The following is a 26,047-nucleotide window of genomic DNA, read 5'->3' on the forward strand; positions in this document are numbered from 1 at the left end:
TAATTTACGAGGATTTTAAAGTATTACATCATTTTACATGAAATTAAGCATGTTTTATAAACCGTTTTTTATGATTTCTTGCGCTAATTCATCTGCAATTAAGTGAGTCGATTTTTGCTCAATTTTAGAGCGGTCAAATATTTCACATAACGTATTATAAATACCTTCAACATGTTTAGTTGAAGCAGCTTCATTATAACCGCCTTCATGTGTTTCATACCAAACATTAATAATACCGCCCGCATTAATCACATAATCAGGGGCATATAATACGCCTTTTTCACGTAATATTTCACCGTGGCGGCATTCCGCAAGTTGATTGTTTGCACAACCCGCTATGATTTTAGCTTTAATGCGAGGAATGGTTTCATCATTAACTGTTGCACCTAATGCACATGGCGCATACACATCAACATCTAAGTCGTAAATTTCATCAATACCGACAGCCTTTGCATTAAAATCATTAACCACGCGATCGATAGAAGCTTGATTTATATCTGTTACAAATAATTCGGCGCCTACTGAATGTAAATGTTTACATAAACCATAAGCGACAGCGCCTAATCCTTGAACAGCAACTTTAACACCGCTTAAATCCTCATGGCCATTTAAATGTTTAAAAGCCGCTTTAATACCTAAAAATGTACCTAAAGCTGTAAAAGGTGATGGATTACCACTTTTTCCTTCAAGGCCTAATACATAATTAGTTTCTTTATTCATAATAGCAACATCACCAGTAGTGATGTTTACATCTTCTGCGGAATAATAACTACCACTTAAGCGTTCAAGTTGACGACCAAATGCTCTAAAAAGCGCTTCTGATTTTATTTTTTTTGCATCGCCAATAATAACCGATTTACCGCCACCAAATGGTAATCTTGCAACTGCATTTTTATAAGTCATCCCTTTTGATAAACGCAGTACGTCATAAACAGCATCTTCATCGCTAGCATAGTCCCATAAGCGACAACCACCAACAGCAGGACCGAGTTTAGTATTATGTACTGCGATAATGGCTTTTAAGCCTGACTCTTTGTCAGAACAAAAAACCACTTGTTCATGGTTATCAAATTCAACTTGATTAAATACAGTCACTTTTATTCTCCGAAGTTAAGTGCGCCCCTAAACCCATATTAAGTTTAGTATCAACTAGGTGCTTTTACTGATTTATTGCGATTGAGAGGACTCTATCATTTACTTTACTCGCTTGCTACTTTTTAGGATAACAAGCTAGTTTAGAAATAAAAACCTCTAATAAACCCAATAAAAAAGTATTTTTATACATATATAATGCGATACTGCTTATTAATATGGATTTATTATTCAATTTTGTTGGTTGTTAATTTAAAATTGCTTGAAGAGTTTTATCATTAAAAATTTATGTCAATTCTGCGTTACACAATTTAAATAACTTCAGTATAAAAATTAAAATTGTTGCATTTTAATATTCTAAATATTTATAGCTTAGATAAATAAATTCCAGAGTCTTCTGTTTAAATTTAATTACACAAACAACTAAAAATTGACATAAAACCATAGCCTAGTAGTTAATCCATTTTAAATTAACAAGTTAAAACAAAATCCAACTGTATAAAAATAGGTACAATAAGATATAAATAAAAAATAAAAAACTTATACCTCTAAATATATAAAAAAAACAAATTACCCAAATTTGACACAAGTACAAAAAGGCTATTTATTAGTTAACACCAATTTAACATTTAACTTGGTTCCTATGCATATTCAGAATAATGAAATGCAATTTTAAAATAATACAGAGATCTTAGAGAAATGAATAATAAAACTAAAATAAGTTTAGCTACAGGGTTTGCCTTATCTCTCATAACATCAGGCATTCAAGCGAGTACAAGCGCTCAATTAGAATCAACAGATAGCACTCAACGATTTATTGTGCACCTAAATGACAGCGCTATCTTTAAGGCACAATCTACAGCTCAGTCTGCCCATAAGGTACAAGCTGCAAAACTTTCATTAATGCAAACAACTGCCAATAATGTAAATGCAAAACTAGTTCATACGCTGTCAGATATTAATGCGATTGCAGTTGAGTTAAATGCACAGCAAAAAGCAGCTTTACTTAAAGATGATAATGTTAGCTTGGTTGAAGTCGATCCTAAACGTTACATTTCTTCTGAATCTACACCGTATGGTATTTCTATGGTGCAAGCGCAACAGCTTTCTGATGCTCAAAGTAATCAAATAAAAGTATGTATTATGGATACTGGTTACACATTAAATCATCCAGATCTGCCAAATTCAGGTGTGACAGGCGATGATGGTTATGGCTCAAATGATACTGGTAATTGGTATAACGATGGCAATGGCCATGGTACTCATGTGGCAGGTACGATTGCAGCGATTGGCGGTAACAACAAAGGCGTAGTTGGTGTTAATCCTTCTGGTCAATTAGGCTTACATATCGTAAAAGTATTTAACGATTCTGGACGTTGGGCATATGGTTCTGATTTAATTGCAGCTATTGGCCAATGTGAGGCAGCTGGTGCAAATATTACTAGCATGAGCTTAGGTGGTGGTGGCTCATCTACTGCTGAAAAACAAGCATTTGATAATAGCTATAACCGTGGCATGTTACATATTGCCGCCGCAGGTAATGATGGCAATTCAAGTATGTCGTATCCGGCATCTTATGATTCTGTTGTATCTGTAGCAGCTGTAGACAGCTCTGGTACCAAAGCTTCTTTCTCTCAATATAACTCTCAAGTTGAAATTGCTGCACCTGGTGTAGGTGTAAACTCGACTTGGAATAATAACGCCTATAAATCAATAAGCGGAACTTCAATGGCGACACCACATGTTTCTGGTGTAGCTGCGCTTGTTTGGTCAAATAATTTAAACTGTTCAAATAAACAAATTAGAAATGGCTTAAATGCGACAGCACAAGATAAAGGTGCTTCTGGTCGAGATACATCTTATGGTCATGGTATTGTAAAAGCAAAAGATGCCAGTGATTATTTAAACAACTGTGGCACAGTAACGCCAGATGAAAAACCTGTTGCTAACTTTAGTCATTCAGTCAGTGGTAAATCAGTTAGTTTTAATGATAACTCTACAGATGATAAAGGTATAAACAGTTACGCGTGGAACTTTGGTGATGGCTCAAGTTCGAACTCGAAAAACCCAACGCATACCTATTCTGCGGACGGCGACTACACTGTAACACTCACTGTGACAGATACAATCAATCAAACAGGCAGTAAAACAAGTAAAGTTACTATCGGTACTGTAAGTGAAACTTGTGACGGCTATACAGCTTGGAGTCCTACAACTAACTATCAAATAGATGATTTAGCATCTTATAATAACCGTAAATACAAAGCGACTTGGTGGTCAACAGGGGCTAAACCTACTGTTTACACAAATGTTTGGCAAGATCAAGGTGAATGTACAACTGGCGGACCAGGTGAAAACCAAGCACCTAAAGCAAGTTTTAGTGTATCTACTTCACAGCTAACAGCAAACTTTACTGACAGTTCAAGTGATGATAAAGGCGTAACTGCTTATTCTTGGAATTTTGGCGATGGTAATACTTCTTCTAGTAAAAACCCAAGCCATACATATGCATCATCAGGTGCTTATCAAGTATCATTAACAGTTTCAGATGCAGGCAACAAATCAGATACTTATACAAAATCAGTAAATGTATCTGAAGTGACTCAAGGGTGTTCTGGTATTGTGACTTGGTCTGCAAGTACAGCTTACCAATCAGGCACAACCGTTGCCTACAATGGTAATAAATACAAAAACAACTGGTGGAGCCAAGATGAAAATCCAGAGCAAAATTCAGGTCAATGGCAAGTATGGAGTAACTTAGGTTCTTGCCAATAGTTTTTATTAGTTAAAATTTAAATTTCCCTTAAAGCACGATTTTATCGTGCTTTTTTATTTTTAAAAAAAAAGTGAAGACAAATATAGAGCAAAAACACTACAATAAAAATATTATAAAAACTCTAATTTAGAGACAAACCAACAATAAGAATAACAATATGCTGCTATTTCTAACTTTTATAACACTCTTTGGCTTATGTCATATCATTGCTGATCATTATCATAAAACCCACTTTTGCTATATTTTAAAACCACTCACTACATTAACCATATTGAGCTTAGCGCTATATTTAACGGAGTTTGAGCTTCAGTACTATGCATTGTTAATTATTTTTGGATTATTATTTTCTTTAATTGGCGATATATTTTTAATGCTCAAATCCGATAAATTTATGCAAGGTTTAGTGAGCTTTTTGATAGCGCATATTTTTTATATTGTGGCTTTTTTAGACTCTGCAAAAATTGACTTAAATTTGTATGCCATTATTCCAATTACATTAATAGGTATAGGATATTTAACGGTTTTATTACCAAAAACAGGTAATTTAAAAATTCCGGTATTAATTTATGCGTTAGTGCTACAAGCTATGGTGATCACTGCTGATATGTTTTATCAAACAGCATTAACAACTAATAGCTTAATGGTATTAATAGGCGCTATTTGGTTTATGTTGTCAGATTCTATTTTAGCATTCGCACGTTTTGTAAAAACATTTAAATTTGCACAACCCGCTGTACTGAGTACCTATTATATAGCGCAAACTTTCATAGTGCTTTCACTAAAATAAATGATTCATTCTGACTAAGTTAAATATACACGCTACTTTATAGTAGCGTGAGATACTGGCAAGTTTTTTATATCTCGATTTTTATTCTTATTCATTACAAAGCTAAATTTATAATGCCCTTTAAAACCAAGTTCTACTGTCCAAATAAACCCTGATAAAACCAACCAAAGTGTAATAATAGAAAATAAGATAATTTGCCAATTATTAAAACTACCCTCACCTGCATAATCCATAAAGTGCAACATGAAAAAGAAGTCAGCAAAACGTTTATCATCATCACTATGTTTTATTAATCGGCCAGAGCTGGCATTAACATACACACTGGTATTCACGTTATCTTTAAAGTTAATCTGCCAAACTGTATTTTTTTCTTTTGGAATATCTTCTATAGGTGGTTTTTGCAAGGTAACAGACTGTATTGTACCTGGGCCATTATAAGACGTCTTAGCTATTTTAGATGCCATTTCCTGATCAACAATCACTTCTTTACCTGTAAAGGTATTTACTAATGACTGTTTATTATAAAAATGGTGATACAAGCCCGTTTGGTGGGTTAATAGATAATAAGGCTTATCTAATACCGAGACTATTGTTAAGCTTTGTGAGTTTTCAAATTCAGCTAAAATTCTTTTAGGATCAATAAATGGAGTATTATTCATATTTGAATAAACCACGGGTGCTAGTTTTAATTGCTCTCTATATTGATTTCCTCTGACTTTATCATGATCCATTATATTAAAATAAAAACCACTGACTAACCAAAGCATTAGCTGAATACCAACAAATAAAGACGTCCATTTATGTATTAATTTAATAAATCGCATTTGAACGCTTCCGTTTATTTTTGATAACGCGATAATACGTCAACACAAATCCTGTTAGTGCGGCGAACAAGCCTAATATTGAAAACCAAAGAAGTAATAAGTTATCTGGTTCTCCATCTTGATAATCTGCAATATGAAACCTAAACATCCAATCAAACAATCGCCAAAATTCATGACGTTTAGTAACTACTTTCCCTGAATAAGCATTGATATAAAGTGATGGGCTAGCAAATGCCTCAAAATTAATACGATAAGCTGGCAAATGCCGTTTGCTTAACTCAAAAGGGGCGTGGTCTGTAAGCAATTCAATTTCTGATATAACATCATCAGCCGAATAATAATGCTTGGCAATCTTAGCTGCCATCACTTCATTTATAGGTGACAATACCTCACCCGAACTAGCATTTAGCATCATATCTATATGCCCATTTTTAAATCTATATACAGGTAAATCAATTAATACAGCGAGCTCGATATTTTGTGCATTAGGATACTTTTTTATCACGTCTGTCAGGCTGATATTAATTTTATTAACATCTATAGGAGTTTGATGCTGAGTTACTAGGCTATCCCCATGTATATAATCAATATCAAATATAACCATATATGCACCGGTAACAGACCAAACCACAAATTGAATGCCTAAAAAAAGCATTAACCATTTATGTAATTTACGGTTTATTTTAAACAAGGTCATATTATGTTGTTAAATCCTTTTTCATTTACTACAAAGTATTTTTATATTCTTTCTATGATATTTCGTTTCATTAAGATCACAAAACCATCACTAACTGCGACAACAATCGTATCGTCATCCTCTTTGATTATTGTACCGTTTAGGTACTCATGTGTGATTTGACCTAGCTCAATGTTATTAACTAATAAGGTTTCATTATTAAGTCGCGCTACAACACCAAACCGGCCACAGGCTGCTGATAGCCCTTTTATCTGCTTTGTAGTCATATTCCAATTGATAACGCGATCATTTATTTCTATCTTGGGCCAAGTACTGCCAGTACCTTGTTTTTTAGCTTGGTGATATAAATTTTCAAAATCACTTAATACTTCATTTAACAATTGCGGGATGGTTAAATGAAGTTTAATCATTAAAGTTTCAAAGCTTTCATCCTGTGCTAATGAAAGTGATTTTTGATAAATAATGTCACCAGAATCAAATTCATTCGTTAATTTATGAAATGTCACACCTGCATGTTGCGCTTGTGAATTAATAATCCAACTCACAGGTGTCGTACCTCGTCCATGTGGTAACATACTCGGATGCACGTTCATAGTAAATACATCCGATAAGTTTTCAGGAACAGGGATCAACCAAGCATATTCTATTGAAAACAAACAATCGATCCCTTGTTGCAATAAACTTTCAATCGTTTTGACATCAGGTTTAGTTGTCGTCACGGGAATATTATTATCCGATGCGTATTGGCGGATCAGCACATTAAATGGCTGCTCTGAGTTTATAAAAATATGGCCAATCGAATGTCCATTATTTTTAAATGTTTCTAAACAGCCTATATGCCAATCATTGCCAAAATACGCAATATTCATTTTGTTCCCTTAACTAAATTTTCATCAATTATTATTTATCGAATTTTTACGCCATACAAAATATATGGCCGGTAATACAAGTAATGTTAAAAGCATCGCACTTAACATGCCACCCACCATAGGAGCTGCTATTCGACTCATCACTTCTGAGCCTGTTCCTGTACCATATAAAATAGGTAATAAACCTATAATGATAGACAAAGATGTCATCATAACAGGTCTAACTCGCATACCTGCGCCTTCTAAAATAACGTGTTTTAACTTTTCAATATCGACCGATAGACCTTTGTTTTGGCAATCATCTAAAAGCTTTTGATATGCTTGGTTTAAATAAACTAGCATAATTACACCTATTTCAACGGCGACACCTGCTAGGGCAATAAATCCAACCCCAACTGCAACTGAAAAGTTAAAACCTTGAAGATACATTAGCCAAATACTACCTACCATCGCCAATGGTAAAGTGCCCATAATAATGCCTACTTCAACAAAATTACGGAAATTAATATACAACAATAACACTATGATAAATAAGGTCAAAGGAACAACATATTGCAATTTTTCTTTTGCTCTTAACATATATTCATATTGCCCTGACCAAGAAATTGAATACCCAGCTGGCAATTTTAGCTTATCAGATACAACTTGTTGCGCATTTTCAACATAGCTTCCGATATCAACACCTTCAATATCGATAAAAGCCCAGCCATTTAACCGTGCATTTTCACTCTTAATTGCAGGCGGACCATCTTCAACAAATATATTAGCAACATCACTTAATGAAATTCTTTGCCCTGTTGGCGTAACAATAGGTAGTAACCTCAACTTTTCAGGAGAGTTTCTATAATCTTGTGGATACCTCAAATTTATCGGGTAACGCTCTAAACCTTCAACGGTTTTAGATACATTCATACCACCAATTGCAGTTGATACTACTTGTTGAATATCGCTGATATTTAAACCATATCGCGCCGCTTTTTCACGTTGAATATCCACTTTAATATATCGACCACCAGCAACCCGCTCAGCATAAACTGAAGCTGTTCCAGGTACTTCTTTCAAAATTGACTCTACTTGCTTGCCGATTTGCTGGATTTTAGCTAAATCAGGACCTGCGATCTTGATGCCAACAGGGGTTTTTATACCTGTAGCGAGCATATCAATTCGTGTTTTTATTGGCATAACCCAAGCATTTGTTAATCCGGGCAGCTTAACTAACGCATCTAACTGCGCTTTAAGTTTATCTGTGGTCATACCCGCTCGCCATTCGCTTTGAGGTTTTAACTGAATAAAGGTTTCTATCATAGTCAAAGGAGCGGGATCGGTTGCTGTTTCTGCACGCCCTACTTTACCAAATACATTTTTCACTTCTGGTACGGTATAAATTAGCTTATCCGTTTGTTGTAATAATTGCCTTGCTTGACCAATAGATATACCTGGATAAGTCGTTGGCATATACATGATATCGCCTTCATCTAATGGCGGTATAAACTCACTGCCTATTTTATTCACGGGATATAAGCCGATACCTAATACCACCAGAGCCATAAATAAGGTCATTTTTGGATAGTTAAGCACCGCTTTTAAAGCAGGTAAATAAATACTGGTTAAAACACGATTTACTGGGTTTTTATGCTCAGGTAAAACTTTACCTCGTATAAAGTAACCCATTAAAACAGGCACTAATGTAATGGCTAAAGCAGCAGATGCTGCCATGGCATAAGTTTTAGTAAAAGCTAAAGGTGAAAACATACGACCTTCTTGCGCTTCTAAAGTAAATACTGGTACAAAGCTCACTGTAATGATCAATAAACTAAAAAATAATGCGGGGCCAACTTCACATGCTGAATCAGCTACTATCTTCCAACGATTTTCTTTGGTTAATGGTGTACGTTCCATATGTTTATGCATATTTTCGATCATCACTATCGCACCATCAATCATGGCGCCTATCGCAATCGCAATACCACCTAAAGACATGATATTGGCGTTTAACCCTTGCATATTCATCACGATAAATGCTGCGAATATGCCTACGGGTAAGCTAAAAATTGCGACTAAAGATGAACGCACATGAAATAAAAACACAATACATACAAGTGCAACAACACCAAACTCTTCGAGTAATTTAAAGGTTAAATTTTCAACCGCTCGCTCTATCAGCGCACTTCGGTCGTAAACGGTTACAACTTCAACACCTTCAGGTAGGCCTTTTTTAAGTTGCTCTAACTTAACTTTCACACCATTTATAACTTCTTGAGCGTTTTCTCCATAGCGCATTACAATTATGCCACCTACGGTTTCACCTTCACCGTTAAGTTCAGCAATCCCACGGCGCATTTGTGGACCTATGCCCACATCTGCAACATCTTTTAACAGTAATGGCGTACCATTTTTATTTACACCTAGTGGAATATTACCTAAGTCAGCTTCATTTTTAATATATCCAGTAGCACGCACCATATATTCAGCTTCAGCCATTTCAACAACTGACGCACCAATTTCTTGATTACCTTGCTTTATTGCAGTTTGTATTAAAGATAAAGGAATACCAAAAGCCCGTAATTTATCTGGGTCTACTTTTACTTGATATTGTTTAACCATACCGCCTAAAGCCGCGACTTCTGATACGCCAGCAACGGTTTGCAATTCATATTTTAAAAACCAATCTTGCAAACTACGTAACTGGCTAATATCATTTTTACCCGTTTTATCTACCAAGGCATATAAATATACCCAACCCACACCAGTGGCATCAGGGCCTAACTGCGGTCGGGCATTGTCAGGTAAATTAGGTGATACTTGAGAAAGATATTCAAGTACACGTGAACGCGCCCAATAAAGGTCTGTATCTTCATCAAAAATCACATACACATAAGAGTCGCCAAAAAATGAATACCCTCTTACAGTTTGTGCCCCTGGTACTGATAACATAGCTGTTGTTAAAGGGTAAGTTACTTGGTCTTCTACAACTTGAGGTGCTTGACCTGGATAAGTTGTTTTAATAATTACCTGCACATCTGATAAATCAGGCAAGGCATCAACAGGCGTATTTTTTACAGAATATAAACCTGCAAGCACTATGATGGCTGCAGCTAATAAAACAAAAAAACGGTTATAGACGGACCATTTAATAATTGAAGTTATCATATGCTATCCCCCTAATGATTACTGTGTTCAGCTGAACTAGGTGCAACAGCTTGTTCATTTATCATTTTATGCTCAGAGACTACCAACTCAGTAATAATAAATTCACCGTTATTAATCTCAAAAGTAAAATCAACTGACATACCTGAAGTTAACTTAGACATGTCAATATCGTCTGCGATCATGAAATCTAGAGTTGCAGCTGGGCGATCCCACTTTTCAATCGGACCTCGGCTAATATTCAACATTTTATGCTTTGCCATTACTGTATTGATCACACCTGAAACACTTGCAGTGCTATTAGCGTTTTCATTTTGCTGCTCGGGAATGTGAATAGCGGTAATTTCAAAGCTGCCAGTTTCATCTTTGGTTATTTCAATATGTAAAACCATATCAACTTCTAAACTTGAAAAATCAACTTTAGGCGATACCATAAAATCCATTGTCATTTGTGGCCAATCCCAGTCACTAATTGGTTGATGGTCAACATTTATCATATTATGGTTTGCCATCAAGCTATTTATACTTGCTTCAACCCAAACAGAGCTTGGTTGTTCATCATGATACATACGTTTAAAATCTGAGTTTTTACTTGATTCTGAATCCAGTAAAAACTGTGCAGAAGTGACTATGTCATCTCCTTCAATTAAGCCAGATATAATCTCTACAGATTTATCATCAAAACGACCCACTTTAACAGCAACTGATTTAAATTGACCTTCACCTAGTTCCAACACAACACGATCTTGACTACCTGTTCTTATCAATGCTTCAATTGGAATTAATAATGCTTCACTGCCTTTTGCATGAATAATGACCTGTGCAAACATATTTGGTTTAAGCATTAAATCTTTATTGTCAAATCGTAGCCTGACTTTTACTGTACGTGTTTTTTCATCTAATGTTGGATAGATATAATCAACCTTGCCAACCCATTCACGACCAGGTAGGTAATCTAATGTCATAGTAACCGAAGTGCCTTTTTTCACTTGATTTGCTTGCCTTTCAAATACCTCAGCCTCAACCCACACTTCATTCAATGCACCGATTGACATAATTTTCGTACCAGGTTTAACAAAAAAGCCTTCTCTAATTTTTAAGTTTTCAACAACACCAGATTGCGGTGCATAAAAGGTAATGGTTTGCGCCACTTTTCTTGTTTTTTTGATATTTTCTATTGCTGATTTTGGTAATTGTAATGCCGTTAACCTATCTTCTGCTGCCCTTACTAGACGCTTATTTTTACGACCTAGCGCCAACAAAAGTTCTTCTTGCGCGTTTACAAGCTCAGGTGAATATAAAGAATAAAGAGGTTCACCTTTAGTAACTGGATCACCTAAAGCTTTGATGAATAAGTTTTCAACCCAACCTTCAACTCTAGGGTGAATATGTACTAATTGGTCTTCATCATATTTCACATAGCCAACAGTTTTAATCTCTAAATGTAATTCACTCACTTTTGCCTTGCCGGTTCTAACACCTAAGTTATTTACCACATCAGAAGAAATTTTAATGGTCCCCGGTCCAGAATCGGAATTTGATGCACCGTCAGCGTAAACAGGTACTAAATCCATGCCCATTGGCGATAGACCTGGTTTATCTCTTCTGTAATTAGCATCCATAGGTGCAACCCAGTACAAAGGTTTATTTTCAACATTTTGCGTTTCATTAATAGTCGATGGTGTTTGTAATTGTGATGTAATGACAAAAGAAATGATGCCACCAAATATTGCAGCTAAACTAAGTTTGATTATTGGATTCATTATTTCTCTCCTAATGTAATTGGCGTCTTTTTGTAACTGACTAAATTATTATTTTTCTTAAAACGCAACATCTGTTCAGCTTGACTAACAAATAAATAATTTAACTCCAATTGCACTTTTTGTATTTGCGTTTCTATCGTTAAACTCTCAATTTTTGCATTAAGTTGTGCAATACGAGCCCGAACAACTTCTGAAAAGTCACCATCGTCATTGGTGTATGCTGTTAATGAAGCTTCTGCTTGATCTTGTATTTGTGGTAGTAACTTAGTGTTATATAAAGACTGTCTTTCTTCTAATCTTAATAAGCGGCCTTTACCACTAGAATATGCACCCATAAGCTGCCTAAGTAATAATAAGCGCTCCGTTTTAACCGATTCAGTTTGTGATATAGCTGCACTGACTTGTTGATCTTGACGATTATCAGTAAATAGTGGCAAATCAAATGTCACACCCATGGAAAATAAATCAGCGCGATTATTTCCCATAGGATCATCATCTCGATAGGCATAACTGGCATTAACACCCCATTGCGGTTCATAACTTTGTTTTGCTAACGCTATGCCTTGTGTACTGGCATTTATTTTTTTATCAATCGCCATTATGCTTGGATGTTGATAAAAGTTTTCGACCAATTTATCTGGTGTAAGCCAGTTCTTTGATTTAATAATATCTTCTTTTAATAAAGCTACTGTTGGTAAAGAATCCCCTAAATTTAAATCATGAAAATTAACTGATTGTGTCGTATTTAAGTTTTTGGCTGCGAGCCATTGTGAAAGCTGACCTTGATAACGGTTTTTCTGTTGTGATAACTGATTTAACCTATCATCTAACATTGTTAGTTCTAGTTGCGCTCTGATCACATCTTGTTGACGTGTTTTACCTTGCGCTGATGAATAGCTAGCTTGCGCGACATCAGTTAATTGCTCAAATAAAGCACGATCAGCTTGTATTAACCTTATGCTTTGTTGCACTCTAAAAGTATCTAACCATAATTGCCCAACAGTCACTGCCACTTTAGCTTTTCGGTTTTCTCTTTGAAATGGGTATTGCTGAGAGCTTAATTTTAATTGCGCTTGTTTAAGAGATAAACTATCTCCACGAGGTAGCATTTGTGCAACTGCCACTTTAAATTGTGTCATGCCTTCTTGGGATAAGTTAAAGTTATCCGTGGGTAAGTTTGCCATAGACAGTGATACTTTTGGATCTGCATATGTACCAGCTGCAATGCTTAAAGAATTCACTGCATCTTGTTGATGTTGGTTACCAGATAACCAAGGATCATTTTCTTGCGCTTTTAAAATACTTGCTTTTAAAGTGAGTAATGATTCACTACCTTCCGAAGATGCCAATAAATTAAAATGAGTTAATAGAATAAAAGCAATTAAATATTTAATTTTTGCACTGTAAATAGTCTGATTCATTAATATTGCTCCATTTGTGTTAGAACTTCAGCATAAGTAGTATAAGTACCATCTTTGTTAAGCAATAAAACCTTATAAGGTGAGAATCTATCACCCATCTCCATACCTGGGCTACCGGCAGGCATAGCAGGTACAGCTAACCCAATTGCGTTTTTAGGTCTATTTGCCAAAAATGTTTGTATATATTTTGCTGGAATATGCCCCTCAAAAACAAAACCATCTGTAGATACTGCTGTATGACATGAGTGAAATCTAGGCGCTATGCCTTTATCTAATTTAAATTGCGTCAGGTTTTCGTCATTAACCGCTTGTGTATGGAAGTTATTTTTATCTAAATGCATGATCCAATCATTACAACAGCCACATGATTCCCTTTTATATACAGTTATATGTGTTTTACTGTGACTTATTTGTGTCGTTATATTTGTTTGTTTGTCATTACCACAACCAATAACTGCAGCTAAAGAGAGTAATAAAAATAATGATTTATACATAATGCCTTCAAAGACCAAAGTTTGGTCATAGTTTTGAGCTACTTTTCAAGATGAAAAAGACTCACTAAATACAATTAAAGTGTTTCTAAGATAAATTTAGAAAATTAAGACGGATCTATTTTGTAATTAGCTATTAAGCGGAGGGCGATATAAAGATGAAGGATATTGGCTATATAAAAAGTAGCTAGATTGATTGATTTTTTGTGATACAAAATCAAGATGAGAAAATGCATAAATTGATGTAACAGCCATAGAAACACAGCCATTCATTGAACATAAATGATCATTATCATCACAGCAATTCATTTTAGACATAGATTCCATTGAATGGTCCATATCTGACATCATATTCATTGGTAAAGTTAAATGTTCTGATTTTTGAAATTGACACGAGTCCATAGCATCTGCCATTGATTGACCAATAAAGGACATCAATAGAAATAACACTATAAAAATATGACTTTTTTTATTCAAAATTTAAATCACCGATACACATTCTTTTATTAGGATACAGAACATACAAAAAAGTGCCATAAAAATTATCACTCTTACCCATTTATCAAGTACACTTGTTTAAATAACGGTCAATAACTAACTTATAAAATGAAAAAATTTATTTTTTGTTTTGATGGTACATGCAACGAACCTAGCGATAGCATGGATTACGCAGTCGATTTAAGCATTAGCAATATCTTAAAGTTACACGCCTATTTTGGCGGCAGTTTAACTAACTCACCTCACAACGATGAATATGGCCAGCATAGCTTTTACTACTCTGGCGTTGGCACTTATGGTAATTGGCTGCAAAAAACGTTTAACTCTCTTTTTGCACCTGCATTCTCTGATATAAAATCAATAATCACTAAAGCTAAACGTGATGTAGAGAAACATTACCAAGAAGGTGATGAAATATTTGTTTTTGGTTTTAGTCGAGGTGCCGCCATAGCACGCATCTTTGCTAGCCAAATAACGCATAAGGTCAAATTTTTAGGCGTATTTGATACCGTAGCCTCTATTGGTTCACCTGATCTCAGTATGGAGACACGCCCCGCCAGTGATGTTGTTTTTGAAAATGGCACTTTGGCGGGTAACATTGAAAAAGCGGTGCATATAGTTGCATTAGATGAAAAACGTGTCGCTTTTCAGCCTGTATTGTTTAATCGTGATCCCAGAGTATTAGAGGTATGGTTTGCTGGTGTACATTCAGATATTGGCGGTGGTTATTGGTATGATGGTTTATCGGATATCAGCTTAGAATTTATGTGTTTACATGCCAGACAGCAAGGTTTAAATATCCTGAATCTTGAAGAAATTGATTTTAACCGGCTTAAACAAAGCGATAGTTTTTTATGTGTGGATGATTTAGAAATTCAACCTATTCCTGAGGGCATAATGCATCAGCAGCAGCGTACTCAAATTATTGCTGACAGAACGTTATCTCCTAGATTAGTTTGCGTAAACCACCAAGACACAACTTGTGATAACCATCATGCAAAAATTCATCATAGTGTTGCTTTAAGGTTTAAAAAAGTAACTAACTATAGACCACACTCTTTAAGAAACACCAATTATCAAATCATGGCTGATAATGGCCGTCTTTCAAAAGTTAAATGTGGTATTACAGGGTTAAGAGGCGTGTAAAAAATAAAAGCCTACTGTAAACAGTAGGCTTTATAATAATCGCTATAGCCGTCATTAAATGACTTTAATAAAATGCAAAGCAGTTTTATTATTTAACTTGCCACTGAATTGTTTCTCCAGCGCGAATTGGCACTACTATATCGCTACCTAATGGGTAAGACTCAGGCACTTCCCACTCTTCTTTAACTAAAGTAATCGTATCTGTATTTCGTGGTAAATTATAAAAATCAGGGCCATTTAAGCTCGCAAAACCTTCTAACTTATCAATCGCACCAGCAGCATCAAATGCTTCTGCATATAATTCAACTGCTGCATGTGCAGTGTAAGAACCCGCACAACCACAAGACGCTTCTTTTTTGTCTTTTAAATGAGGTGCAGAATCAGTACCTAAAAAGAATTTTTTGCTTCCACTTGTTGCCGCTTTATTTAAAGCGTCTTGATGAATATTACGCTTTAAAATTGGTAAACAATAAAAATGAGGACGAATGCCACCCGCTAACATGTGATTACGGTTATATAATAAGTGATGTGCTGTGATTGTTGCCGCTACATTATCAGATGCAGCTTCTACAAACTCAACAGAATCTTTGGTTGTGATGTGTTCAAGTACTATTTTTAGCTCTGGGAAGTCAGCAACCACAGGCGCTAAAACGCTCTCTAGAAATAGTTTTTCACGGTCAAAAATATCAATAGCAGAATCTGTAACTTCACCATGAATTAACAATAACATACCCACTTCTTGCATCGCTTTGAATACTGGGTACATATTTTTAACGCTAGTCACACCTGAATCTGAATTAGTTGTTGCGCCAGCTGGGTATAATTTAGCTGCAACAATATGACCTGTTGCCTTTGCTTTTTTAATTTCTTCAGGTGTTGTTTTATCCGTAAGATAAAGCACCATCAAAGGTTTAAAGTTCCCTTGAGGCTTTTCTGCCATAATGCGCTCACGGTAGCTTAATGCTGATTCAGTACACGTTGCTGGCGGTACTAAATTAGGCATGATAATCGCGCGGCCCATATAACGACTCACATCGCGCACTGTGTCTTTTAATTGATCGCCATCACGTAAATGAATGTGCCAATCATCGGGACGAACTATAGTGATACTTGTCATTGCTCTATCTTCTATAAATAAATTTATATGATCATATGGAGTCTAGGTATGCCTGTAAAGTAACAAATCAAATTAACAACAAATTTATTGTATACAATATTCGTTACTGTTAATCTCAGCATTAGATTAAAAAAAATAAAGACCACTATGATAAAATATAAACTATCTATTTTAAGCAGCGCATTATGTTTATCAGTGCTAAGTGCCTGTAACAGCACTCCAGAGAATACTGAAATATTACCTGCTGATATTAAAGTGATGCAAATACTTGATGCTAAAGACAACTGGAGCTTTGAGTTAACAACATCTGAGCACTTAAATAAAGTAACTGAACGCATCATTTATTTAAGTGAAAATAAATTTAATAATTCAGAGCTTGATTCACTTTTATATTTCCTGCGTGGTTTTAGTTATTATGGAGATACTAAGCACATAACCGACTCAAGTTGGTTACAACTAGAACAAGCCTTAACGACCTTAAATAAATCAGGTTTATTAAACCTAAACCATAATAGTAACGCACGATTAGTTGAGCATTACGCTGTAGCCCTTTATCGTTTTTATAACCAAGATATTTTGAGTGCTAAAGTAGGACCTCATTTAAATACTTTATCGCAACTTGTACAGTTACCTATTGATATTGAAGACTCGCCTTCTCAGTATGCTAAATGGGAAGTGATCAGAGCTATGGCCTTTTTAACCTATGAAGCTAAAAACAATAAAGTACTTGCTGGTGCAATTTTAGCAAACCAAAACTGGCTACCGAGTTTAAAAGCTTTAACCAAACAAAGCGGTTGGCAAGCTGAACATGCACTTTGGGCACTGGCTTATCAACATAAAATATTACATGAAGATGCTAAAAAGCAATTAGATATCCATGTATGGCAACTAGTTGATAATATGGAACTTGAGTTGAATAAAAAGCAATTTTTATTTTCACAAAGGTATTTAGTGAATAGCTTTAGAGGGTTATCACAATGCAACAGTGATTTTAAAGGTAAATGTTCATTCCCTACAATTGATGAAGCACTGCCTATCAATCACCAATGCTCTGATAGTTTATTTATTCGCGCCAACGACATGAATAAGTCACAACTTGAAACAAGCTGCAATAAGTTAACATCACAAGAAAGCCAATTTCATTCTTTATTAAATACAAAAAAACAACCAGCAGCAAATGATCATAATCAATCATTACGTGTGGTGATTTTTGATAATTACAGCCAATATAATCAATACGGTCAAATGGTATTTGATATCCATACGGATAATGGTGGTATGTATATCGAAGGCACTCCGAGCGACCCAGATAATCAAGCAACATTTTATTCTTATGAGGTATTTTGGCAACGTCCTGATTTTAAAGTATGGAACTTAAATCATGAATATGTACATTACCTTGATGGTCGTTTTAGCAAATATGGTAGTTTTGGTCATTTTCCTTCACATTTGGTCTGGTGGAGCGAAGGCTTGGCTGAATTGGTTTCAAGACAAGAAGTTAACCCTAAAGCCTACCAAGAAGCAAAAGAAACTGCTAAAGAAGAATGGCCTACTTTAGAAGAGATATTTGCGACTACCTATACTGATGGGAGTAAACGCGTATATAAATGGTCATATTTAGCAATTAACTATTTAAGCCAAGTTGATCTTCAAGGTGTTCAGCTATTATCTCAACATTTAAAAAATGATTTTTTTGATGGTTATAAAGCACAATTAGATAGCCTTGCTCAAAAACATCAAGCTGGTTTTGTTGCATTTTTAGATAAACAGCTAAAAAATGGTGCTAACAAAGACTTTCAAGTTAAAAAAGATAAAAGCCCTAAAAAGTTATATAGATATTTATATCGCGATTATTTAATGCCAAAGTCTTTAAAGCTAACTCAAAAACATAATCATATTCTTTAAAGCTATACATTAGTATGTATGCAAAAGTGTAAAGGCTAAGCACATGCCTTTACACTTCTATAACAAATGATAAGGTATTTTCATTTGAATATTCTTCCAATGATGATCATAATAAAACTTTACCCTTAATGATGTTTGATATGCCTAAAGTTAATGATGCAAATAACAATACTAAACCATCTGACTTATTAGATCCTTTAGAACAAAAATCCCACCAACTAAGCATCATTAATCAATTCTCGCTCTCTTTAATTCAAATTAATAACCTTGAAAAACTGTTCAGCTATGTCGTAAATGAAGTTGTTAGTAAACTTGGGTTTCCTGATTGTGTTATCTATTTAGCTGATCATGAAAAACAAGAGTTAAAACAAGTAGCTGCGATGGGTAAAACGAATGATGATGGTCAATATTACATTAAACAAAATAAAATTCCCTTTTCTTTAGGCAATACAGGTCATGTTGCAGTTTCAGGGCAACCACAAATGATCAATGATTTATCTCTTAGTGATAGATATTTACCGGATATTACACCCGCAAAGTCAGAGATTTGCGTACCTTTGATCGACAATAATAATGTGGTTGGTGTGATTGACTGCGAGCACCCACAAAAAAATTATTTTAATGAAAGTCATTTAGAAATTTTAACAACTGTGGCTTTAATGTTAAGTACAAAAATAAATCAATGCCAAACATTAATCGACTTAAATAAAACCGTTGTTCAGCTCAATGAAGCACAAAAGCTTGAGCAAGGACTGCTAAAAATAGCCAATCTAACTTACGAAGCCTGTAATATGGCTGAGTTTTACGAGAATCTTCATGAAATAATTAATTCCTTGCTTAATGCTAAAAATTTATTTATCGGATTATTTAATAAAAAAACAAAACAATTAGAGTTACCTTATATTCTAGAAGCTGGAATACGTAGTTCAGATATAAGAGTATTCTCTGCGGAACAAACCAATAACACAGCTTCTGCCTATATGCTAAAAACGAAGACCTCTTTGTTGCTAAGTAAAGCGGATTTTAAATCTCATGTTGCAAAAAAACACTTTCAATTAGTTGGTGACTCCCCTCATTCATGGTTAGGCGTGCCATTTGAAATAAATGAACAATTTAATGGTCTTATCGTGACCCAAAGCTATGATGATAACATTGCTTATAGCCATCACGATCAAGATATTTTGACATACATAAGCAGGCAAGTCAGTTTAGCGATAGATAAAGAACTTACACATAAAGCGCTTACTCATAAAGCCATGCATGATCAATTAACAGGCCTTGCAAATAGATCATTATTGATTGATCGCTTAGAGCAAGGAATAAACCGCTTAGACAGGCAACCCGATTTAAAATTCCATGCTTTATTATATTTAGACTTTGATAGATTCAAAATTATAAATGACACTTTAGGCCACCAAGTAGGTGATCATTTTCTAATTACAATTTGTAAAAAAATTAATGAAAACATCCGCCAAGCTGATACATTCGCTCGTTTAGGCGGGGATGAATTTGCTATTTTAATGGAAGATTTAGACAACGAATCACAAGTTACTAACTTAGTATCACGGATCAAATCATCTTTAGCTGAGCCTCTCATAGTTGATGGTCATATTCTAAAGGCCTCCACGAGTATTGGAATTTCATATGCCATAAATTCAACAGACTTAGCATATCAAGTATTGCAATGTGCCGATACCGCCATGTATGAAGCAAAGTCATTAGGTCGAGGGCAAGCTCAGGTATTTAATGAATCAATGCGCAATAAAATGAAAGGCGCTGCCATTTTAGAAAGTGACATACAAAATGGTATTGAAAATAATGAGTTTGAACTCTTTTACCAACCTATATTTGAGGTTGCGACTAATTTAGTAACAGGATTTGAAGCATTAGTTCGTTGGCACCACCCAACTAAAGGCTTTGTTTTACCAAACGATTTTATTAAGGCTGCTGAAGATAGTGGTCAAATATTACAACTTGATTTGTATTTACTTGACCAAGCAGCCAAACAAATATCAATTTGGCAAACACAAACTAAAAACGACTTTACAATTACTGTAAATGTATCATCAAGACACTTTTCTAGCTTAGATTTTGTCACCTTTATAAGAAAGCTATATGAAACATATCAGTTAAAAACTGGCTCTTTATGTATTGAAATTACCGAGTCAGGTTTAATTGAAAATCTATCATTAGCAACGCAAATCATTGAAGGGTTAAAATCTTTAGGCTTAAAACTGTACTTAGACGATTTTGGTACAGGCTATTCTGCATTAGGATATTTACATCAATTGCCAATTCAAGTATTAAAGATTGATAAAAGTTTTATCGATAATCTAAAAAATGGCCATAAAAACCCACTTGTAGACGCTATATTAACTTTAGCAGAGTCACTTAATTTAGAGGTTGTTGCTGAGGGAATTGAAACACAAGAACAGCTAGATATATTAAAACTTACCAGTTGTAATTACGGTCAAGGCTATTTAAAAGCAAAACCTTTGCATGCTAAGGATGCAGCTAAATTATTTGGTAAACAAATTTAATTTAAACAAAAAAACAACTTCACTACTCTCTTTGCACCATTCACTTCTAAATTAGTTTAATTCAACTCAAACACAACTTTCTGTTGAATTAAATTCAGCATATTGGAGATGAAAAAATAAAAAACAGAAACCAAAAATGAATTAAATTACTACCAATCAGGATTTAGAACAAAAAAAGTACAATTCGTATAGATAAATTATAAGTTATAGCCATCTAGATGTTGAAAGAGTATTAAATACGCTATAAGATGTTTGAGTTCGTATTAAATACAACCAACAAGATGAGAAAAATTAAAGATGATTGATGTAAAGCATTTAAAAACACTTTCAACACTCAAAGAAACAGGTTCTTTGGTTAATACTGCTCGCGAATTATTTTTAACTCAATCTGCATTATCTCACCAAATTAAAGACCTAGAAAATAAGCTTGATTGCCAACTATTTGAGCGTAAAACTCATCCAGTTCGATTTACACCTCAAGGCATGCTATTGATTGAGCTTGCTCAAGAAGTATTACCTAAGGTAGAAGCAACAAAATGTCGAATAAAAGAAAGTTTAAACCAGCCTATTTCTCAGCTTAGGCTCAGTGTTGAATGCCACGCTTGTTTTCATTGGCTTTTACCTACAATAAAAGAATTTAATAACTTTTGGCCTGATATAAAAATTGATTATGAAAGAGGCTTTAGTTATGACGCGATACCTGAATTATTAAATGATGAGCTTGATTTAGTTTTAACGTCTGACATGCGCGAACCTGAGCACCTAGAATATGCGCATATGTTTGATTTCAAATTAAAATTAATTGTATCACCGGATCATGAGCTTGCTAAAAAAGCCTATGTGACGGCGCTTGATTTAAAAGACGAGACTATCATCTCATATCCTATCCCACGTCAACGCCAAGATATATTTAAATATTTCATACAAAATGCCCGCTATGACGGCAATTTAAAAACGGTTGATCAAGGATTATTAATTTTTCAATTAGTAAGTGCTGGAATGGGAGTTGCGGCATTACCAGATTGGTTAGTCACGCCTTACGAGAGCCAAGGTTTAATAAAATCAATACCTTTAGGTGCCTTAGGATTAACACGTCCTATGTACCTGGCGATGAAAAAAAATATGAAAGATAATCCTGTTTACAGACACTTTATAAATACTTGTAAACAAACAACCAGATAAAATCTCACCTTGTAAAAAGACACAAGGCGATATTTTATTAAGCCAGGTTAGCTAGGGGAAATAATTACCCACCTGTAAAAATAACAAATTAAGAAACTTGGTTTCAAGTTTCTTAATTAATGCCTAGATATTTATGTACTTGCACTGATAAGCGCCAATTTTTAGCGATACATACATCTACAGCCAACCGTGTTGCTTTTGCTTTTTGGCTAATAGGCTGTAAGTACACTAATGCTGGTTGAATACCCATTTCCTCTAATAAATCTTCGAGTTCTTCAACATGTTTCATCATCGCAATTGGGTGTTTAATTTCATTTGCTCTAAGCATTGCTGATTTTAAAACGGGATAACCACCGCGCATATTGATCTTAGGTGATACTGTCACCCAAGTTTTTTCTGGTACTTTAATCTCAAAAGTGCCGCTTGTTTCTAATTGCGTTGAAAAGCCATTATCGTGTAACAATTCGCACATCGGGTTCAAATCAAACATACATGGCTCACCTCCGGTGATCACAATATGTTTCGCCTGATAACCTTTATCTTTAATTAAAGAAATAATTTTCTCAGCAGAGCTATCAGCCCACAGTTCTGAATCTGCTTTTTTCTCTACTGTTTTTTGTAAATCAACTTTATAAACATCAGATGCTTCCCAAGTCTGCTTGGTATCACACCAAGAACAACCTACAGGGCATCCCTGTAAGCGGATAAAAATAGAAGGTGTACCAGTAAAACTAGCTTCACCTTGGATAGTTTCGAATATTTCATTGATTTTGTACAAAAGGGTTTTCGCTCTCGATATAAACTAAAATTGTCATTATCAAAGCGTAGGTGTAGAATATTGCGCCCTGACAAAACATCTATTATACGAGAGTCTGAGAAATATGTCGCAAAAAGTTGTTGTTATTTATTCCGGTGGAATGGATTCATATACCGTATTGAACAAAGCCTTAAGAGATGGCTATGAAGTTTATGCATTATCATTCGATTACGGACAACGACATGTTAAGGAACTTGATGTGGCAGCAATAGCCTGTAAAGGCTTGGATGTTCATCATAAAATCGTTGATATTTCAGCTATAAATCAAATAATTGGAGGCTCTTCTTTAACTGATGATATTGAAGTTCCTGAAGGTCATTACGAAGCTGAAAATATGAAAAGTACCATAGTGCCTAACCGTAATATGATCTTACTGTCATTAGCTGTTGGTTATGCTGTGTCACTAAAAGCATGTAAAGTTTATTATGGCGCACATTCTGGTGATCATGCTATTTACCCTGATTGTCGCCCAGAGTTTGTTAAAAAGATGGATGATGTATGTCGTATCGCTAACTATGATGAAGTTGAGATTGTTAGTCCATACCTTAAAAATAGCAAAATTGATATTTTAACTGATGGTCTAAAAATGAATTTAGATTACAGCCAAACTTGGACTTGTTATAACGGTCGTGAAAAGGCGTGTGGTAAATGTGGTGCATGCCAAGAAAGATTGGAAGCGTTTAAACTTAATAATGTCATTGATCCAATAGAATACGAAGTATAATAAATATTAAAATCTCACTTGATTTAGATCATAACTATCAGTATATGATCTAAACTCTTCACCATTTCAATTATTTATCATTAGAAATGCAGCAATTTTATGCTAAGTTTAAATTACTCTTGCATAGTTATTGGTTTAAATGTTTAGCATCCAAATCTCTCATTTAAAATTTTTACTATTCCCAACCATCATGATAATTGTACTTACTTATCTAAGAATTGAGCATGGAGTGCTTCTATTTCATACTTTAGCTGAATTATTCTCAGTATTTGTTGGAATTTTAATGCTGGTTATCGTATTGAATACACAGCACTTTATTAAAAATGATTTTTTAGTTTATTTAGGCATCGGTTATTTTGCTATTGCGATTTTAGACTCTTTCCATGCTTTTACGATAAAAGGTATGCCATTCTTTAACATAAGCACTGCAACAATAACAATTCACTTTTGGATTTATACCAGAGTATTAGAGGGGCTATTATTATTATCGAGCGCTATTTTTTTAACTAAAAAGTTAAATATAAAATATATGCTGTTTATGACTAGTTTTATAACAGTCATCACAACTTGGCTAGCTTTTAATTTAGATAAACCTGAATTTATCAATTCTAATGGATTAACACCATTAAAAATATATTCTGAGTATTTTATTATTACGCTACTCGTTATTACAATTGCACTTTATTACGCAAAACGAAATTTAATAACCAAAAAAGTAATTACTTATTTATATTCATCTTTAATACTGACAATTATAGCTGAAGCCTGTTTTACTTTTTACACAGATTTTACAGGTACAGCTTTTGTTATTGGACATATATTTAAATTTTTATCATTTTGGATGGTTTATCAAGCGATTGTACAAACAACTTTAAAAGAACCTTTCACTTTATTAACTAAAACTTCAAATAGCTATGATGCAATCCCTCACCCCACTATTCTAATTGACAGTAATGGTGATATATCCCAATTAAATCAATCAGCAGTGAAAGTAATCAATACAGCTTTAATTGATGCAATCCATCAACCAGTTCATACATTATTTCATCCAGGAAATTTATCAAAACATAACTGCTCTATTTGTAATTCCATAAAAAAACATGAAATAATTTTTAGCGAAGAGTTTTATTATCCACAATTTAATAAATGGTACTTAATTACATTAACGCCTATTGATTTAAATGATAAAACAAGCTCTTTGGTACAAACATTAACTGATATATCTCAAAGAAAGCACCAAGAAAATGAGCTAATAAAACATAAAGAAAATTTAGAGCAATCAGTCAAGGATAGAACCATTGAATTAGAAAACTCTATAAATACTTTAACTAAAACACAGAAACAGTTAATAGAATCAGAGAAAATGGCTTCTCTGGGTGGCTTAGTAGCAGGTATTGCACATGAAATAAATACACCTATAGGCATCGGTGTTACTGCATCATCCCATTTAGCCTCAGATACTGAAAAAGTAAAGGTTTTGTTCCAAGATAAAACTTTAACAAGTAAAAATTTAGAGACTTACTTAGATAGTGCTGTGATCAGTTCAGGATTGATACTATCAAACTTAGCACGTGCAGATGAATTAATTCATAGCTTTAAACAAGTAGCTGTAGATCAAACCTCAGAAGAAATTAGAGAGTTCAAGATAAGAAAATATCTAGAAGAGATTTTAAAAAGCCTACAACACAAACTAAAACAATCCCGTATAAGCGTATCTATCGATTGCTTGGATACGTTAATTATAAAATCATCCCCAAGCAGCATATCTCATATAATAACAAATTTAGTTATGAATGCGATTATTCATGGTTTTGAAACTTTAGACAGTGGGCATATCTCAATTCATATCTCGGAAGAAAAGCACATGTTAATATTAAAATTTCAAGATTCAGGTTGTGGAATTGAAAGCAAAAATTTACCAAAGTTATTTGAACCATTTTTTACCACTAAGAGAGGCCAAGGAGGCAGTGGATTGGGGTTAAATATTGTTTATAACTTAGTAACACAATCTTTAAAAGGTACTATTACCTGCGAGAGTGAGCTAGGAAGTGGTACTACATTTATCATTATTTTTCCTTGTAAAATAATTAATCACTAATCGCACCTTTAATTCATACCACTGGCATTTATGATTATTATAAATTACTTTGTTTCTTAAGATATACTGTTTGACTCATCTCTCATTTTTTATTTGATTATACACCCCATAAAAATGAAAAAAACCTCATTTATAAATCACAAATACAAATGT

The 26,047-nt window shown here is 34.3% G+C and carries 19 protein-coding genes; 8 read left to right on the plus strand and 11 right to left on the minus strand.

Annotated elements, in window-relative coordinates; translation table 11 throughout:
• Nucleotides 1-54: 54 nt before the first annotated feature.
• The gene (locus KO527_RS21320) at nt 55-1,095 is read right to left on the minus strand and encodes a Glu/Leu/Phe/Val dehydrogenase (RefSeq protein ID WP_216042263.1); all 1,041 of its coding nucleotides are present in this window, start codon (nt 1,093-1,095) and stop codon (nt 55-57) included.
• Nucleotides 1,096-1,791: 696 nt separating this feature from the next.
• Between KO527_RS21320 and KO527_RS21325 the strand changes: the two genes are divergently transcribed.
• Entirely contained in the window at nt 1,792-3,867 is a 2,076-nt protein-coding gene (locus tag KO527_RS21325; protein WP_216042264.1) for a S8 family serine peptidase, read from the plus strand.
• 158 nt (nt 3,868-4,025) lie between these two features.
• Nucleotides 4,026-4,655 carry a lysoplasmalogenase gene (locus KO527_RS21330; protein ID WP_216042265.1) on the plus strand — a complete coding sequence of 210 codons (630 nt, stop codon included), beginning with the start codon at nt 4,026-4,028 and terminating at the stop codon, nt 4,653-4,655.
• Between the two features lie 32 nt (nt 4,656-4,687).
• Here KO527_RS21330 and KO527_RS21335 read toward each other — a convergent pair whose 3' ends face one another.
• The 8 genes from KO527_RS21335 to KO527_RS21370 all read right to left on the minus strand — a co-directional run bounded on the left by KO527_RS21335 (nt 4,688) and on the right by KO527_RS21370 (nt 14,281).
• On the minus strand, nt 4,688-5,479 hold the full coding sequence (locus tag KO527_RS21335; protein ID WP_216042266.1) for a PepSY domain-containing protein: 792 nt from the start codon (nt 5,477-5,479) through the stop codon (nt 4,688-4,690).
• Entirely contained in the window at nt 5,466-6,176 is a 711-nt protein-coding gene (locus KO527_RS21340) for a PepSY domain-containing protein (protein ID WP_216042267.1), read from the minus strand. The genes KO527_RS21335 and KO527_RS21340 overlap by 14 nt, the downstream gene beginning before the upstream one ends.
• A 41-nt stretch (nt 6,177-6,217) precedes the next feature.
• Entirely contained in the window at nt 6,218-7,045 is an 828-nt protein-coding gene (locus KO527_RS21345) for a formyltransferase family protein (protein ID WP_216042268.1), read from the minus strand.
• A gap of 24 nt (nt 7,046-7,069) precedes the next feature.
• Nucleotides 7,070-10,195 carry an efflux RND transporter permease subunit gene (locus tag KO527_RS21350; protein ID WP_216042269.1) on the minus strand — a complete coding sequence of 1,042 codons (3,126 nt, stop codon included), beginning with the start codon at nt 10,193-10,195 and terminating at the stop codon, nt 7,070-7,072.
• Between the two features lie 11 nt (nt 10,196-10,206).
• Nucleotides 10,207-11,955 (minus strand): efflux RND transporter periplasmic adaptor subunit, encoded by a 1,749-nt coding sequence (locus KO527_RS21355; RefSeq protein ID WP_216042270.1) that lies wholly within the window; start codon nt 11,953-11,955, stop codon nt 10,207-10,209.
• Complete coding sequence (locus KO527_RS21360; RefSeq protein WP_216042271.1) at nt 11,955-13,376, minus strand: TolC family protein; 1,422 nt, start codon at nt 13,374-13,376, stop codon at nt 11,955-11,957. Before KO527_RS21360 ends, KO527_RS21355 begins: the two co-directional genes overlap by 1 nt.
• The gene (locus KO527_RS21365; RefSeq protein WP_216042272.1) at nt 13,376-13,870 is read right to left on the minus strand and encodes a DUF411 domain-containing protein; all 495 of its coding nucleotides are present in this window, start codon (nt 13,868-13,870) and stop codon (nt 13,376-13,378) included. The genes KO527_RS21360 and KO527_RS21365 overlap by 1 nt, the downstream gene beginning before the upstream one ends.
• A 126-nt stretch (nt 13,871-13,996) precedes the next feature.
• Complete coding sequence (locus KO527_RS21370) at nt 13,997-14,281, minus strand: hypothetical protein (RefSeq protein ID WP_216042273.1); 285 nt, start codon at nt 14,279-14,281, stop codon at nt 13,997-13,999.
• A gap of 192 nt (nt 14,282-14,473) precedes the next feature.
• Here KO527_RS21370 and KO527_RS26330 point away from each other — a divergent pair, with 192 nt between their 5' ends.
• Entirely contained in the window at nt 14,474-15,511 is a 1,038-nt protein-coding gene (locus KO527_RS26330) for a DUF2235 domain-containing protein (protein WP_216042274.1), read from the plus strand.
• Between the two features lie 88 nt (nt 15,512-15,599).
• Here KO527_RS26330 and pyrC read toward each other — a convergent pair whose 3' ends face one another.
• Entirely contained in the window at nt 15,600-16,628 is a 1,029-nt protein-coding gene (gene pyrC / locus KO527_RS21380) for a dihydroorotase (RefSeq protein ID WP_216042275.1), read from the minus strand.
• Between the two features lie 147 nt (nt 16,629-16,775).
• Between pyrC and KO527_RS21385 the strand changes: the two genes are divergently transcribed.
• The 3 genes from KO527_RS21385 to KO527_RS21395 all read left to right on the plus strand — a co-directional run bounded on the left by KO527_RS21385 (nt 16,776) and on the right by KO527_RS21395 (nt 22,255).
• Nucleotides 16,776-18,533: a collagenase gene (locus KO527_RS21385; RefSeq protein WP_216042276.1), complete on the plus strand. Its 1,758-nt coding sequence runs from the start codon at nt 16,776-16,778 to the stop codon at nt 18,531-18,533.
• A gap of 140 nt (nt 18,534-18,673) precedes the next feature.
• Complete coding sequence (locus tag KO527_RS21390; RefSeq protein WP_216042277.1) at nt 18,674-21,073, plus strand: EAL domain-containing protein; 2,400 nt, start codon at nt 18,674-18,676, stop codon at nt 21,071-21,073.
• A 297-nt stretch (nt 21,074-21,370) separates the two neighbouring features.
• Nucleotides 21,371-22,255 carry a LysR substrate-binding domain-containing protein gene (locus KO527_RS21395; RefSeq protein WP_216042278.1) on the plus strand — a complete coding sequence of 295 codons (885 nt, stop codon included), beginning with the start codon at nt 21,371-21,373 and terminating at the stop codon, nt 22,253-22,255.
• A gap of 112 nt (nt 22,256-22,367) precedes the next feature.
• Here KO527_RS21395 and queE read toward each other — a convergent pair whose 3' ends face one another.
• On the minus strand, nt 22,368-23,033 hold the full coding sequence (gene queE / locus KO527_RS21400; RefSeq protein WP_042149913.1) for a 7-carboxy-7-deazaguanine synthase QueE: 666 nt from the start codon (nt 23,031-23,033) through the stop codon (nt 22,368-22,370).
• Nucleotides 23,034-23,136: 103 nt separating this feature from the next.
• Between queE and queC the strand changes: the two genes are divergently transcribed.
• Nucleotides 23,137-23,796, plus strand: coding sequence for a 7-cyano-7-deazaguanine synthase QueC (gene queC, locus KO527_RS21405; RefSeq protein ID WP_216042279.1), 660 nt, complete (start codon nt 23,137-23,139; stop codon nt 23,794-23,796).
• A gap of 229 nt (nt 23,797-24,025) precedes the next feature.
• Nucleotides 24,026-25,894 carry an MASE3 domain-containing protein gene (locus KO527_RS21410; RefSeq protein WP_216042280.1) on the plus strand — a complete coding sequence of 623 codons (1,869 nt, stop codon included), beginning with the start codon at nt 24,026-24,028 and terminating at the stop codon, nt 25,892-25,894.
• Nucleotides 25,895-26,047: the final 153 nt, after the last annotated feature.

Source organism: Pseudoalteromonas sp. C2R02, from assembly GCF_018860845.1.
Classification (GTDB): domain Bacteria; phylum Pseudomonadota; class Gammaproteobacteria; order Enterobacterales; family Alteromonadaceae; genus Pseudoalteromonas.